At 69.5% G+C, this 13,972-nt stretch carries 13 protein-coding genes; 7 read left to right on the top strand and 6 right to left on the bottom strand.

The features are described from left to right. Positions 1–77 precede the first annotated feature (77 nt). The 3 genes from ppgK (at position 78) to IE307_RS47020 (ending at position 3,040) form a co-directional block, all read left to right on the top strand. Positions 78–839: a polyphosphate--glucose phosphotransferase gene (ppgK, locus tag IE307_RS33105; RefSeq protein ID WP_191303330.1), complete on the top strand. Its 762-nt coding sequence runs from the start codon at positions 78–80 to the stop codon at positions 837–839. A gap of 191 nt (positions 840–1,030) precedes the next feature. Beyond that, complete coding sequence (locus tag IE307_RS33100; RefSeq protein ID WP_191303329.1) at positions 1,031–2,371, top strand: RNA polymerase sigma factor; 1,341 nt, start codon at positions 1,031–1,033, stop codon at positions 2,369–2,371. 489 nt (positions 2,372–2,860) lie between these two features. Continuing rightward, positions 2,861–3,040 (top strand): DUF7455 domain-containing protein, encoded by a 180-nt coding sequence (locus IE307_RS47020; RefSeq protein ID WP_231642793.1) that lies wholly within the window; start codon positions 2,861–2,863, stop codon positions 3,038–3,040. 71 nt (positions 3,041–3,111) lie between these two features. Here the strand turns inward: IE307_RS47020 and IE307_RS33095 are convergent, their stop codons facing one another. The 4 genes from IE307_RS33095 to IE307_RS33080 form a co-directional block, all read right to left on the bottom strand. Continuing rightward, complete coding sequence (locus IE307_RS33095) at positions 3,112–4,266, bottom strand: ROK family transcriptional regulator (RefSeq protein ID WP_191303328.1); 1,155 nt, start codon at positions 4,264–4,266, stop codon at positions 3,112–3,114. A gap of 4 nt (positions 4,267–4,270) precedes the next feature. After that, the gene (locus IE307_RS33090; RefSeq protein ID WP_191303327.1) at positions 4,271–5,701 is read right to left on the bottom strand and encodes a sugar ABC transporter permease; all 1,431 of its coding nucleotides are present in this window, start codon (positions 5,699–5,701) and stop codon (positions 4,271–4,273) included. A 20-nt stretch (positions 5,702–5,721) separates the two neighbouring features. Further along, the gene (locus IE307_RS33085) at positions 5,722–6,495 is read right to left on the bottom strand and encodes an ATP-binding cassette domain-containing protein (RefSeq protein ID WP_191303326.1); all 774 of its coding nucleotides are present in this window, start codon (positions 6,493–6,495) and stop codon (positions 5,722–5,724) included. Positions 6,496–6,573: 78 nt separating this feature from the next. Continuing rightward, positions 6,574–7,701: a sugar ABC transporter substrate-binding protein gene (locus IE307_RS33080; RefSeq protein ID WP_191303325.1), complete on the bottom strand. Its 1,128-nt coding sequence runs from the start codon at positions 7,699–7,701 to the stop codon at positions 6,574–6,576. A 246-nt stretch (positions 7,702–7,947) separates the two neighbouring features. Between IE307_RS33080 and IE307_RS33075 the strand changes: the two genes are divergently transcribed. Next, positions 7,948–8,736 (top strand): class I SAM-dependent methyltransferase, encoded by a 789-nt coding sequence (locus IE307_RS33075; RefSeq protein WP_191303324.1) that lies wholly within the window; start codon positions 7,948–7,950, stop codon positions 8,734–8,736. Between the two features lie 9 nt (positions 8,737–8,745). Here IE307_RS33075 and IE307_RS33070 read toward each other — a convergent pair whose 3' ends face one another. After that, positions 8,746–10,431, bottom strand: a complete 1,686-nt coding sequence (locus IE307_RS33070) for a DEAD/DEAH box helicase (RefSeq protein ID WP_229905301.1) — start codon at positions 10,429–10,431, stop codon at positions 8,746–8,748. A 168-nt stretch (positions 10,432–10,599) separates the two neighbouring features. On the opposite strand from IE307_RS33070, the gene IE307_RS33065 reads away from it, so the two are divergent. After that, on the top strand, positions 10,600–11,703 hold the full coding sequence (locus IE307_RS33065; RefSeq protein WP_229905300.1) for a YihY/virulence factor BrkB family protein: 1,104 nt from the start codon (positions 10,600–10,602) through the stop codon (positions 11,701–11,703). Between the two features lie 79 nt (positions 11,704–11,782). Here the strand turns inward: IE307_RS33065 and IE307_RS33060 are convergent, their stop codons facing one another. Next, on the bottom strand, positions 11,783–12,031 hold the full coding sequence (locus tag IE307_RS33060; RefSeq protein WP_189159462.1) for a DUF3039 domain-containing protein: 249 nt from the start codon (positions 12,029–12,031) through the stop codon (positions 11,783–11,785). A gap of 31 nt (positions 12,032–12,062) precedes the next feature. On the opposite strand from IE307_RS33060, the gene IE307_RS33055 reads away from it, so the two are divergent. After that, positions 12,063–12,953 (top strand): pseudouridine-5'-phosphate glycosidase, encoded by an 891-nt coding sequence (locus tag IE307_RS33055; protein WP_191303321.1) that lies wholly within the window; start codon positions 12,063–12,065, stop codon positions 12,951–12,953. Then, positions 12,950–13,828: a carbohydrate kinase family protein gene (locus tag IE307_RS33050; protein ID WP_191303320.1), complete on the top strand. Its 879-nt coding sequence runs from the start codon at positions 12,950–12,952 to the stop codon at positions 13,826–13,828. Before IE307_RS33055 ends, IE307_RS33050 begins: the two co-directional genes overlap by 4 nt. The last annotated feature ends 144 nt before the right edge of the window (positions 13,829–13,972 follow it).

Genomic DNA, 13,972 nt, shown 5'->3' with positions numbered 1-13,972 from the left:
GGGACTATCGGACGACGTCAGGCTAATGTCTGCGCACCACGGTTACTGAATCGAACGAGTAGGAAGGACCACGGGGAATGGGCATCACCCGCGGGTTCGGTGTGGACATCGGCGGCTCCGGCGTCAAGGGCGGCCTGGTCGACCTCGAGGCAGGGGCACTGGACGGCGAGCGCTTGCGGATCCCCACGCCCCAGCCTTCGACGCCGGAGGCGGTGGCTGAGGTCGTCGCGGAGATCGTCGAGAAGTTCCAGTGGGACGGTCCTGTCGGCATCACGCTCCCGTGCGTGGTCAAGCACGGTGTCGCCCTCAGTGCCGCGAACGTCGACAAGGGCTGGATCAACTGCGACGCGCAGACGCTCTTCGCCGCGCGCCTCAAGCGCAGGCCCGAGGACATCGTCGTGATGAACGACGCGGACGCGGCCGGCATCGCGGAGATGTCGTTCGGCGCCGGCGTGGGCAAGAACGGGACCGTGGTGCTGCTGACGTTCGGCACGGGCATCGGCAGCGCGGTGTTCCTCGACGGCAAGCTGGTCCCGAACACCGAGTTCGGCCACCTGCAGGTCGACGGGCACGACGCGGAGAAGCGCGCCGCCGCCTCCGTGAAGGAGGAGAAGGAGCTGTCCTGGGAGGAGTGGACGCCCAGGGTCTCGCGGTACGTCAACGTGCTGGAGGACCTCATCTGGCCCGACCTCGTCATCGCGGGCGGCGGCGTGAGCAAGAAGGCGCACAAGTGGTTGCCATTGCTCAAGGTCCGCACCGAGGTGGTCGCCGCCGCGCTGAAGAACGACGCCGGCATCGTGGGCGCGGCGTGGGCCGCCGCACACGGCGTCAGGCCCTGATGAGCGTTCGACACCGAAACGTGTCCGACGCGATCTAGCTGCGACAACGCAGGTGAGAGCGCCTCGAAGCACCTCGGGGCGCAACACCGCGTCACGGACGTCGTTACAATGGAACGCACACCCGCCAAGCAAGATCGGCGGGGAGATCCCCTGAACTCTGGCGACCGAGGTTTCGCGCCCTCCGGTCCGCCTTGAACGACCGTCGCGAAAGGGCGTACGTGGCAGCCGCAGAAACCGCAACCCGACGCTCCAGCTCCGCCGCAGGCGCCGCCAAGACGACCAAGGCGACGGCGGCCGGCGAGGCCGAGGAGAAGCCGAAGCGCAAGACGACCGCTGCGGCAGCGAAGAAGCCCGCCGCCGCCAAGGCCCCGCGCAAGACGGCCGGCAAGGCCGATCCTGCCGCGAAGGGCACCGCCAAGAGCGGCGACGACCCCGAGGACATGGAAGGCGCTCCCGGCGCCGAGGACCTGGCCGAAGAGGTCGAGATCGTCGACGAGCCCGTCGTGGACGAGCCCGAGGAGGCGGAGGACCCCAAGCAGGAGGGTGACTTCGTCTGGGACGAGGAGGAGTCCGAGGCCCTGCGCCAGGCGCGCAAGGACGCGGAGCTCACCGCCTCGGCCGACTCGGTCCGCGCCTACCTCAAGCAGATCGGCAAGGTCGCCCTCCTCAACGCCGAGGAGGAGGTCGAGCTCGCCAAGCGCATCGAGGCGGGTCTCTACGCCGCCGAGCGCGTGCGCCGCTCCGAGGAGGAAGCGGAGAAGCTCACGCCGCAGCTCCGTCGTGACCTGCGCTGGATCGTCCGTGACGGCGAGCGCGCCAAGAACCACCTGCTCGAGGCGAACCTCCGCCTCGTCGTGTCGCTGGCCAAGCGCTACACCGGCCGCGGCATGGCGTTCCTGGACCTGATCCAGGAGGGCAACCTGGGTCTGATCCGCGCCGTCGAGAAGTTCGACTACACCAAGGGCTACAAGTTCTCCACGTACGCCACCTGGTGGATCCGTCAGGCGATCACCCGCGCGATGGCCGACCAGGCCCGCACCATCCGCATCCCGGTGCACATGGTCGAGGTCATCAACAAGCTCGGTCGCATCCAGCGCGAACTGCTCCAGGACCTGGGCCGCGAGCCCACCCCGGAGGAGCTCGCCAAGGAAATGGACATCACGCCCGAGAAGGTGCTGGAGATCCAGCAGTACGCGCGTGAGCCCATCTCGCTGGACCAGACCATCGGCGACGAGGGCGACAGCCAGCTCGGCGACTTCATCGAGGACTCCGAGGCCGTCGTCGCGGTCGACGCCGTCTCGTTCACGCTGCTGCAGGACCAGCTGCAGTCCGTGCTCGCGACGCTGTCCGAGCGCGAGGCGGGCGTCGTCCGGCTGCGTTTCGGCCTCACCGACGGCCAGCCGCGCACGCTGGACGAGATCGGTCAGGTCTACGGCGTCACGCGTGAGCGCATCCGCCAGATCGAGTCCAAGACGATGTCGAAGCTGCGTCACCCGTCGCGCTCGCAGGTTCTGCGCGACTACCTCGACTAGGTCTTACCCAGTCATACGCACACAGCCCCGCACCGGTTCGGTGCGGGGCTGTCGCGTTTGCGGAATCGGGTGCTGCGGCTCACTCGACAATGGACTCGAACTCGAGTTTGATCACGGTCCCGCGTCCGAATCGTGGGACGTTCGTGACCTGTTCGCTCCGGGCGGACAAGCGCAACCGATATCACACTCCCGGTCGCACGCAACCGACCGAACGGACCGAACGTGCTGCTCCACCAGCGGGTTCTCCGTCGCTCAGCGTGCGTGTCAAGACGGTGAACCGGTGGCGAACGCAGGTGTAGGCCTGCTGCAGCCGGGTAAATCGCATAGTGACGCGAGTCGCCACGTACACGGGAACACTGACTAACGCGGAAACGTCTGTCAGAGTGGAGCCAGCGAGCACCGCGCACCAGCCAGGGGCGCCGTGGTCGCAGCTTGGTAAGAGGGCACCGGAACACAACGTTTCGTTGCCGGGACGGAGGGAGATTCATCATGACTGCAGCACTCACCCGCCCCGAGTTGACCGCTGCCGACCGCTGCGACCGCTGCGGGGCTGCTGCCCAGGTTCGCGCTTTGCTCCCGTCCGGGGGCGAGTTGCTGTTCTGCGGGCACCACGCCCGGGCGCACAGTGAGAAATTGCGCGAACTCGCTGCTGAGATTCAGCAGGGCTGACTTCCACCCCACCTAGCCGCTCGGGGCGGAGATCCGCGAGGATCTCCGCCCCCTTCGCTTTTCCAGGGCTCCTAGAGGGCGTCGAGGACCGGCTCGAAGGCCAGTTCGGCCGCTCCGACGAGCTTCGCGTCGCGTCCCAGGGGTGACGTCACGACCTGGGTCCCGCCGACCGCGCGGGAGACGAGGCTGCGCACCTGCACGGCGGCGCTCACCGCGTCCACGACGGACGCAGGCAGGGCCGTGTAGAGGTCGCCCAGCACCACCAGTTCGGGGCCGAGGACGTTGACGATGTTCGCGAGCCCCAGTGCGAGCCAGCCGGCGAACTCGTCGAGCACCGACGGGTCGTCCAACGCCCGCAGCGCCGCGACCACGGCACCGCGCGGAGCGTCGTCGGGAAGGCCCAGGGCCCGGCACAGCGCCGGTTCGCCCACCTCGGTCTCCCAGCAGCCGTCACAGCCGCAGTAGCACCGCAGCCCGCGCGGGTTGACGACCATGTGCCCGAGCTCGCCGACGTAGCCGCCGGAGCCGCGCAACGGCTGCCCGGCCAGGATCACTCCCCCGCCGACGCCGACGTCCGCGGAGATGTAGACCATGTCCGAGGACTCCCTGGCCGCACCGCGGACGTGTTCGGCCAGTGCGCCGAGCTCCGCGTCGTTGCCGACCTGGACCGGCAGCTTCAGCACCGCCTCCAGGCGTTTGCCGAGCGCCACACCGGTCCAGTGCAGGTTGGGCGCCTCGTGGACGTGCCCGTCGGCGCGTCGCACGACACCGGGCACCGAGATGCCCACTCCCACCGCGGTGGCGTCGAGGTCGTCGGCCATGAGGCGCGCCGACTCGACGATGTGCGTGATGACCTCCCCCGGATCACGCGTCCGGTGCAGGTTCCAGCTGTCCCGCCCGAGGATCTCCCCGCCGAGGCCGACGAACCCCATCGCGACGTGCTCGACGCGGACGTCGATCGCGATGACGACCGCGGCGTTCGGCTGGGGCAGCACCAGCAGCGACGGGCGGCCCGCTCCGCTGCGCAGAGCGGGCACGCGTTCAGCGACCACACCGGCTTCGGCGAGGCCGTCCACCAGGGCCTTGATCGTGCTGCGGTTGAGGCCGAGCTCAGCCGCGAGCGACGCCCTGGTGGACGGTCCGTCGATGTGCAGGCGGCGCAGCAGCGCCGTCCTGTTGTGCCTGCGGATCTCGTCGGGACGGGTGCCGGACGTGGGTCCCGTCACCGCGTCATCGAGCCGCGGTGGCCGCCCGGCGGCGGGACAACGCGTCGACGCTCGCGGCGAGCAGCAGGACCAGTCCGGTCACGATGAACACGACGGCGGCGGGCTGCCGGAGCAGGCCCATGCCGTTCTGGATGATCGCGAGCACCGCGCCACCGATCACCGCGTCGCGCAGCCGGCCCTTGCCGCCGAACAGCGACGTGCCACCGATGACGGCCGCACCGACCGACAGCAGCAGCGTGTTGCCGCCACCGGCGTTCGGGTCGACCGAGCCGACCTTCGACGAGTACACGATGGCGCCGATCGCGGCCGCCGCGGAGGCGATCACGAACACGCTCATGCGGATGCGCTCGACGTTGATGCCGGCGCGGCGAGCCGCTTCCTTGTTGCCGCCCACCGCGTAGATGTGGCGGCCGTAGGAGGTGCGGTCGAGCACGAACGTGCCGACGACCAGCAGCACCAGGACGAGCGGCACCACGTACGGCACGCCCTCGATGACGATCAGGTCGCTCGGCGCCCGGTTCAGCGACAGCGCGTAGGTGATCACCGCGGCCAGCACCGCGAGGGCGCCGATCTTGCCCAGGACCAGCGAGGTCGGCTGGGCCACGAGTCCCTTGCGCAGGCGGGAGAAGTGCCGGGTGAGCACGATCGCCGCGTAGCCGCCGACGGCGATGACGAACAGCGCCCAGGAGCCCACGAAGTTCAGGTTGCCGTTGGCGACGTTGAAGATCGTGTCGTCGCGCAGGCCGAGCGTGCCGCCCTGGCCGATGAGCTGCAGGACGACACCGCCCCACACGAGGAAGAACGCCAGGGTCACGACGAACGACGGGATGCCGACCTTGGCGACCAGGAAGCCCGTGATCGTGCCGATGGCCGCGCCGACGCAGACGGCGAGCAGCATCTCGAGCCACGCGTTCGCGGGGATGCCGACGCCGGCGATGACCAGGGCGACGGCCGACAGGGCCACACCCGCCCAGACCTTCATCACCGCGCCGAGCACGATCGCCAGCACGAGCAGGCCGCAGAACACGTAGAAGACCGTGTCGCCCATGCCGCCGAGCAGGTTGCCGTTGTGGATCAGGTGCAGTGCCATGACCGCGGCGGTCACACCGGACGCGGTGCCGGCGGACAGGTCGATCTCGCCGAGCAGCAGCACGAACACCAGGCCCATCGCGATGATGGTGATGCTGGCGCCCTGCTGGAGCAGGTTGGCGAGGTTGCCGAGGGTGAAGAACGTGTCGGACAACGAGCTGAACACGATCAGCAGCACGACGAGGCCGAGCAGCGCGGGCAGCGAGCCGAGCTCGCCGCCGCGGACCCTGGCCCAGTAGTCGCGGACGGCCTCACCGGTGGACTGGGAGGTCGTGTCGATGCCGAAGTCGGAGATCGCGCCCTGCTGGGCGGTCTCCTGCTCGTGCGTGTCGGTGGTGTCGGTCATGCTCGCCTCTTCGGAACTCATCAGATCGTCGCCGCCTCGGGGCGGGCGATGCCCAGGTCACCGGAACGCCCGGCGGTGATCAGCTCGACCACCTGGCCGTGCGTGACGTCCTTGGTCGACACGACCGCGGCCATGCGTCCGAGGTAGAGGCACGCGATCTTGTCGGCGACCTCGAAGACGTCGTTCATGTTGTGGCTGATCAGGACGACGCCCAGGCCCTGCTCCGCGAGCCGGCGGACCAGGTCGAGCACCTGGCGCGTCTGCGCGACGCCGAGGGCCGCGGTGGGCTCGTCGAGCAGCACTACCTTGCTGTTCCACAGCACGGCCTTGGCGATCGCCACGGTCTGGCGCTGACCACCGGACAGCGACGAGACCTGCGTGCGCACCGACTTCACCGTGCGCACGGACAGCGACGCGAGCGTCTTGCGCGCCGCCTGCTCCATGTCCGTCTCGTCGAGCAGGCCACCCTTGGTGCGCTCGCGGCCGAGGAACATGTTCTGGACGATGTCGAGGTTGTCGGCCAGCGCGAGGTCCTGGTAGACGACCTCGATCCCGAGCTCGGCGGCGTCGCGCGGGCCCTTGATGTGCACCGGCTCGCCGTTGAACAGGACCTCACCGGAATCGGTGGGGTGGATGCCCGCGATGCACTTGACCAGCGTCGACTTGCCCGCGCCGTTGTCGCCGACGAGGGCGGTTACCTCGCCGGGTTGGACGTCGAGGTCGATGTCGTGCAGGACGTGCACGGGACCGAAGCTCTTGTTGATGCCGCGCAGCTCGAGAATCGGCTCGCTCACTGGGTTTCCTCCGTGGTTACCACGCGGCGAGAGGCGGGGTGCGGCCGAAACCGCACCCCGCCCTCGTCGCGAGCGGTCTTACTTGATGCCGAGCTCGGTGCAGGCGGCCTGGGTGTCGGCCACGCAGATGTCCGAGGCCTTGACGAAGCCAGCGTCGACCACGGACTTGACCTTGTCCTTGGTGATCAGCTGAGCGGACAGCAGCACGGACTTGACCTTGCGGTTGCCCTTGCTGTCGTCGGTCGAGCCGGACGCCAGGGCGTCGGCGGCGGCGGTGTCGCCCTTGGCGAGGGCGCCGGCCAGCTTGGCGGCGGCCTCGGCCTCGTCCTTGATCGGCTTGAAGACGGTCATGTACTGGTCACCGCGGAGCACGGCCTGCAGGCCGTCCGGGGTGGCGTCCTGACCGGTGACCGGGACCTTGCCGTTGAGGCCGACCTTCTTGAGGATCGTGATCACGGCGCCGGCGAGGCCGTCGTTCGCGGCGACGACGCCGTCGACCTTGCCGCCGTTGGAGGTCAGGATCTGCTCGAAGACCTGGCCACCCTTCTGGTTGTCCCAGTTGTCGATCGGCTGGGACTGGACCAGCTTGAGCTTGCCCGAGTCGTAGAGCGGCTGCAGGACCTTCTTCTGGCCCTGCGTGAAGAGCGTCGCGTTGTTGTCCGTCGGCGCGCCCTCGATCTCGATGACCTGGGAGCCCTGCGGCTTGTCCTTCATCGCGTCGGCCAGGCCCTGGCCCTGCAGCTCGCCGACCTTCACGTTGTCGAACGACACGTAGTAGGCCGAGGAACCACCGGTGTTCAGGCGGTCGTAGTCGATGACCTGGATGCCCTGGGCCTGCGCCTTCTTGGCGACGGACGCACCGACCTCGCTGTTGGGCGTGGCGATGATCAGGACCTTGACGCCGGCGTTGATCATGCCGTCGGCCAGGGTGCTGAACTTCTGGACGTCGCCCTGGGCGTTCTGGATGTCGGGGCTGAGACCCTCGGCCTTCAGAGCGGCCTCGAGGAGGGGCTTGTCGAATCCTTCCCAGCGGGCGGACGACGCGGTCTCGGGCAGGATCACGCCGACCTTCGCGCCCGTGCCGCTGCCAGCGTTGGATTCCGTGGTGCTGCCTCCGGTGCCGGAGGACGTGTTGGCGCCGCACGCCGAAACCGCCAGGGCGAGGCCCGCGGTCACGGCGATGGAAGCGAGAGTCTTGCTGCGCATCCGCCATCCCTTTCACTGCGCTGTGTCACAGAGAATGTTGTGGCGCACAACGTATGCCCGACATATGCGTGACCGGAACCACACTGAATCGATTAAGTCGCAACGATGCGGTAACCACGGCGAAATATGGTCACTGAGAGTCGTGAGAGCGTTACCACCGCGCTACGGATCACAACGGCGATATATCGGATATCGCCCACGGCGGACACTCGGCTGTCATCTCCCGGACATCCCTAGGTTGGGTGCATGACCGTCGACAAGGAAGCCGCCGAAAGACTGGCGATCTCGTTCGGAGCAGAGGCCGCGCGCTACGACCGCACCCGGCCGCCGTACCCGCAGGAGCTGGTCGACAGGCTCGCCGCCGCCAGTCCCGGACCTCGGGTGGTCGAGGTGGGGTGCGGCACGGGGGTGCTGTCCCGGCAGCTCCGGGCGGCCGGGCTGGACGTGCTCGGTGTCGAGCACGACGAGCGGATGGCCGGGTTCGCCCGCGGCACCGGCGTGGCCGTCGAGGTGGCGAAGTTCGAGGCCTGGGACCCGGCCGGCCGCGAGTTCGACGCCGTCGTCGCCGGGCAGTCCTGGCACTGGGTGGACCCCGAGGCGGGTCCTCGCCAGGCCGCGCGGGTGCTGCGGCCCGGCGGGGTGTTCGTGGCGCTCTGGCACGTGTTCGGGACGCCGGAGCCGATCGCCGACGCCTTCGCCGAGGCGTACGACGAGGTGGCTCCGCACCTCACCCACCGCGTCGGCCACTCCTACGACGAGGCGTTCGAGGCCTATCAGGCAGGCTGCGTGCGCACCGGCGAGGCGTTTCTGGCCACCGGGGCGTTCTCGAAGGCCGAGCAGTGGCGCGCCAGGTGGGAACGGGCCTTCACGACCGCCGAGTACCTCGACCTCATGCGCACCATGAGCCCGATGGCCCTGCTCGGCGCCGAGCAGGTCACCGAGCTCCTCGACCGCGTCGGCCGCGCGATCGACGTGATCGGCGGCGGGTTCACGATGCGCTACAGCACTCTGGCCGTCGCCGTCACCCGCGTCTGACGGATCCGCTCACCAGGAGCGCAGGGTCGCGATCCGCTCCTCGAGCTGCTCGATGGTGGCCATCGCGGTCGGCGGCCCGCCGCAGTACTCCCGCAGTGAGTTGTGGATCTTGCCGTGCGGTTTCTTCGTGCGGTGGTGGTGCATCGCGACGAGGGTGTTGAGCTCCTTGCGCAGGGCCGTGAGGCGCTCCTGCACGCCCACGGGCCGCGCCTCGCGCACCGCGACCTCGGGCTTGGGGCGTTTGGCGGCGATCGCCATCTGCTCCTCCTGCCGCTGCAGCAGCAGGGTGCGCACCTGGTCGGGTTCGAGCAGACCGGGCAGGCCGAGGTACTCCTGCTCCTCCTCGGAGCCCGCCTGGGTCGGGGCGCCGAACGACGAGCCGTCGTAGATCACCTGGTCGAGCTCGGCGGTGGTGCCCAGTGCCGTGAAGGCGCGCTCGTCCTCACCGGGCTCGTCCTTGGCCTGGTTGGCCGCGGCCATGAGCTCGTCGTCCCAGCCGTCCTTCTCGCGGTGCGGCTTGCCCAGGACGTGGTCGCGCTCCGCCTCCAATTCCGAGGCGAGCTGCAGCAGCACCGGCACCGACGGCAGGAACACCGTGGCGGTCTCACCGGGCTTCCGGTTGCGCACGAAGCGGCCGATGGCCTGGGCGAAGAACAGCGGGGTCGACGACGACGTCGCGTACACGCCGACGGCGAGGCGCGGCACGTCGACGCCCTCGGACACCATGCGGACCGCGATCATCCAGCGTTCGGTCGTCGCGGCGAACTCGGCGATCCTGCCGGACGCCTTCGGGTCGTCGGAGAGCACGAGCGTGGGGATCTGGCCCGTGACGCGTTCGAGCACCTGCGCGTACGCCTTCGCCACGGTCTGGTCGGTGGCGATCACCAGGCCGCCCGCGTCGGGCAGTCCGTTCTGCCGCTTCTGGGTCAGCCGCTGGTCGGCTGCGCGCAACACCGAGGCCATCCAGTCTCCAGCCGGGTCCAGGGCCGTGCGCCACGCCCGTGCGGTCTGCTCCTGCGTCAACGGCTCGCCCAGCCGTGCGGTGTACTCCTCGCCCGCGCTGGTCCGCCACGACGCCTCACCCGAGTACGCCAGGAACAGCACGGGCCGCACCACGCCGTCGCGCAGCGCGTCGGAGTACCCGTACGTGTGATCCGCCTTGGACGTCTTGAAGCCGCCGTTGCTCTCCTCGTACTGCACGAACGGGATCGGCGAGTCGTCGGAGCGGAACGGGGTGCCGGTGAGGCAGAGACGGCGCACGGCGGGCGTGAACGCCTCACGGATCGCGTCACCCCACGACTTGGCGTCGCCGCCGTGGTGCACCTCGTCGAGCAGCACGAGCGTCTTGCGGTTCTCGGTGCGCACCCGGTGCAGCGTCGGGTGGGCGGCGACCTGCGCGTACGTGACGGCCACGCCGTGGTAGTCGCGGGAGGTCATCGCGTTGGTGTTGCGGAAGTTCGAGTCGATGTGGATGCCCTGCTCGGCAGCCGCCTTCGCCCACTGGTGCTTGAGGTGCTCGGTGGGCGTCACGATCGTGATCGTCTCGATCGTCCGGTCGGCCAGCAGTTCGGCGGCAACGCGGAGTCCGAAGGTCGTCTTGCCCGCGCCGGGCGTCGCGACGGCGAGGAAGTCCTTCGGCTTCGCGGCGAGGTACTTGGTCAGCGCGCGACGCTGCCAGGCTCGCAGCGGTCGCATTGCTGCCGGCGTTGCTGCTGGCGCTGTCACAGACGTGTTTCTCCTCATTTGTGCAGGTCAGACATAGCAATACCCTCAGGCGGACTGGGGCCGAGGGCACCGCGACTCTACCTGTTCCGGGCGTCGATGCCGCGAAACGTGGCGGTATGCACCATGCTTGTCACTGCGATGGGTTCGCCTTCCGACAACGACGCACCACGCAGGTCCGGCCGCAAGGGGCCGCTGCGCCTACTCGCGCGCACGCTGTCGAAGGCGTGGCAGGGCAACATCTTCTCAGAAGCCGCGGAGGCCGCGTTCTGGCAGACGCTGTCGTTCCCCCCGCTGCTGCTCGGAGTGCTCGGCTCGATGGGCTGGATCGGCACGTGGTTCGGTCCCGAGATCGTCCTGTCGGTCCAGGAGAAGATCATCGGGTTCACCCGGACGATCTTCAGCGCGGACGTCGTCAACGGCGTGATCGCGCCGACGGTCGCGGAGATCCTGTCGACCGGCAAGGGCGAGATCGTCTCCATCGGCTTCCTGATCTCGCTGTGGGCGGGCTCGTCGGCCATGTCGTCGTTCGTCGACGCCATCACGGTCGCCCACGGCCAGTACGGCGTGCGCAACGAGGTGTGGCAGCGCTTCTTCGCGCTGCTGCTCTACTTGGTGTCGCTGGTGGCACTGGTGGTCGGCCTGCCGGTCCTGGCGCTGGGCCCGGACGTCCTGCCGCAGTTCTTCCCCACGACGTGGCAGCCCTACATCGAGACGTGGGTCGGCCGCTTCTACTACCCCGGCGTCGGCCTGCTGCTCGTGCTGTCGCTGTCGCTGCTCTACAAGGTCGCGCTGCCGCGAAGGCTGCCGTACCACCGCGTTCTGCCGGGCGCCTTCCTCGCGATGGCGTTCTTCATCCTGTCGTCCATCGGCCTGCGCCTGTACATCCAGTGGATCACCACCACCGGCTACACCTACGGCGCGCTGGCGACCCCGATCGCGTTCCTGCTGTTCGTGTTCTTCATCGGCCTGGCGATCACGATCGGTGCGTACTTCAACAGCGCCGTGCAGGACCTGTGGCCGGCCCGCATGACCCGCCGGCAGCGCCGCCGGTGGCGCAGGCTCGAGATGGAGCGCGCCGCGTCCCGCATCCGCGAGGAGGAGGCGCAGCCCCGGAAGACGTCCCAGCTCGAGTCCGACGACGAGGACTACTCGGCGCCCTCTCCCGCGGACACGCAGCTCACCACGCCGTTGCGGATCCAGGAGCAGCGGCAGCACACCGAGGAAGAGAAGCAGCGGGGCTGACCGCCCTTCAGAGCAGCAGCGCCCGGTACCTCGGGCTGCCAGCCGAGGTACCGGGCGCTGTCGTTCTGAAGTCCTGGCGTTATTCGTCGCCGCCGGGCGGCAAGCCTTCGTAGATCTTCTTGCAGTCCGGGCACACCGGAGAACCGGGCTTCGGCGACCGCGTGACCGGGAAGACCTCGCCGCACAGCGCGACCACGTGCGTGCCCATCACGGCGCTCTCGGCGATCTTCGCCTTGCGCACGTAGTGGAACATCTTCGGGGTGTCGTCCGAAGACTGGTCGGTCTCATCCGGCCGTACGTCGACCTCGGGGAGAGTCTGGGTGCTCACGCGCCCAGGGTACCTGGGATGATGTCCCCTCGTGACCACGCTGCACATCGCTGATGAAGTTGCCGCCGCCCTGGCCGAGAACCGGCCGGTCGTCGCTCTCGAGAGCACCATCCTGTCCCACGGCCTGCCCGCGCCGCGCAACCTGGCCGTCGCCGCACGCCTGGAGAAGGTGGTGCGCGAGGCCGGTGCCGTCCCCGCGACGATCGCCGTGCTCGACGGGGTGCCGCACATCGGCCTCTCCTCGTCCCAGCTCGACCGCGTCTGCAACTCCGGCGACCTCGTGAAGCTCTCGCTGCGCGACCTCGGCGCCGCCTACGCCCTGGGCCGCAGCGGCGCGACGACCGTGGCCTCGACCACCGCCCTCGCCCACCAGGCGGGCATCCGCGTCTTCGCCACCGGAGGCCTCGGCGGCGTGCACCGCGGCGCCCGCGAGACGTGGGACGTGTCCGCCGACCTCGACGTGGTGGCGACGACGCCGGTGCTGATCGTCTGCTCGGGTGTGAAGTCGATCCTCGACATGGGTGCGACCCTGGAAGTCCTCGAGACCCGCTCGGTGCCGGTCGTCGGCTACCGGACGTCCCGCTTCCCCGCCTTCTACCGCCGCGAGTCGGAGTTCGACGTGCCGTGGCGCGTCGAGAACGCCGCCGAGGCCGCCGCCGTGTTCGCGGCCGGTGGTCGCGGCATGCTGCTGGCGAACCCGATCCCCGCCGCGTTCGAGATGGACGCCGGCCTGCACGACCGCCTGCTGGCCGAGGGCCTGCAGAAGCTCGTCGACCAGGACGTGCGCGGCAAGGACGTCAGCCCCGTCCTGCTGGAGCACTTCCACACCGCGAGCGGGGGCGTCAGCCTCGACGCCAACGAGGAGCTCGTCGTCAGCAACGCCTCCGTGGCCGCCGCGACCGCGGTCGAGCTGGCCCGATGAGGCCTGTGGTCGTCGTCGGTGACGCGGGCCTCGACGTGGTGGCTCACCACTCAGGCCCCATCGCCCACGGCGGCGACGTGCGCGCCAAGGTCACCATCGAACCGGGCGGCGCGGGAGCGAACACGGCCGTGTGGCTCGCCGCGTGCGGTGCGTCGCCGGTGTTGGTGGCACGTGTCGGAGCGGACTCCGCTGGACGTCAGGTCCACGCCGAACTGACCTCCGCGGGCGTGCAGTGCGCGTTCGCGGTCGACCCGGACCTCGCGACCTGCTGCGTCGTGGTGCTCGTGGACGAGAACGGCCAGCGCTCGATGCTGCCCGACCGCGGCGCCAACGCCCGCTTCTCCCCCGCCGACCTCGCCCCCGGCCTGCTCGCGGGCACGAACGGTCACCTGCACCTGTCCGGCTACGTGCTGCTCGACGCCACCTCGCGTCCCGCGGGCCTGGCCGTGCTGGAGGCCGCCCACGCGGCGGGCTGGACGACGTCCGTCGACCCTCAGGCGGCCGTGCTGATCCACTCGGCCGAGGCGTTCCTGGCCGACGTGCGCGGTGTCGACTTCCTGCTGCCCAACGCCGACGAGCTCCTCGCCCTCACCGGTTCGCCCGAACCGGCCTCGGCGAAGTCGCTGCTGTCGCACGTCGGCGCCGTCGTGGTGACGTCAGGGCCCGATGGCGCGAGCTGGGTAGACCAGGACGAGGTGATCTCGGTCCCCGCTGAAGTCACCGAGTGCGTCGACTCCACGGGCGCGGGCGACGCGTTCGACGCGGGTTTCCTCGCGGCGTGGCTGGCCGGTGGGTCCAAGCGGGACGCACTGCTCGGTGGTGTCCGCGCGGGCTCACGCGCGGTCGGCGTCGTCGGCGCCCAGCCTCCGCGCTAGGTCTCGGCCCACCGATGCGTCAGCCTGCCACTGATATATCGGTGCTGCTGCTCCTGCCCGATCCTCGTGAGCGCTTCGGCCATCACCGCAGGTCACGCGCTCTCGCCGTCTCACCCGCATGCAAAAAACGTTTGCGGACGACGT

The sequence above is a fragment of the Lentzea cavernae genome, assembly GCF_014653695.1.
Classification (GTDB): Bacteria; Actinomycetota; Actinomycetes; order Mycobacteriales; family Pseudonocardiaceae; genus Lentzea; species Lentzea cavernae.
This window is presented reverse-complemented; position numbering and strand designations above follow the sequence as displayed.

Excerpts from the sequence above, each read along its gene's own strand:
- IE307_RS33050 (WP_191303320.1), top strand. The coding sequence starts at position 12,950 with ATGAGGCCTGTGGTCGTCGTCGGTGACGCGGGCCTCGACGTGGTGGCT.
- IE307_RS47020 (WP_231642793.1), top strand. The coding sequence starts at position 2,861 with ATGACTGCAGCACTCACCCGCCCCGAGTTGACCGCTGCCGACCGCTGC.
- IE307_RS33070 (WP_229905301.1), bottom strand. The coding sequence starts at position 10,431 with ATGCGACCGCTGCGAGCCTGGCAGCGTCGCGCGCTGACCAAGTACCTC.
- IE307_RS33065 (WP_229905300.1), top strand. The coding sequence starts at position 10,600 with ATGGGTTCGCCTTCCGACAACGACGCACCACGCAGGTCCGGCCGCAAG.
- ppgK (WP_191303330.1), top strand. The coding sequence starts at position 78 with ATGGGCATCACCCGCGGGTTCGGTGTGGACATCGGCGGCTCCGGCGTC.
- IE307_RS33075 (WP_191303324.1), top strand. The coding sequence starts at position 7,948 with ATGACCGTCGACAAGGAAGCCGCCGAAAGACTGGCGATCTCGTTCGGA.
- IE307_RS33080 (WP_191303325.1), bottom strand. The coding sequence starts at position 7,701 with ATGCGCAGCAAGACTCTCGCTTCCATCGCCGTGACCGCGGGCCTCGCC.
- IE307_RS33090 (WP_191303327.1), bottom strand. The coding sequence starts at position 5,701 with ATGACCGACACCACCGACACGCACGAGCAGGAGACCGCCCAGCAGGGC.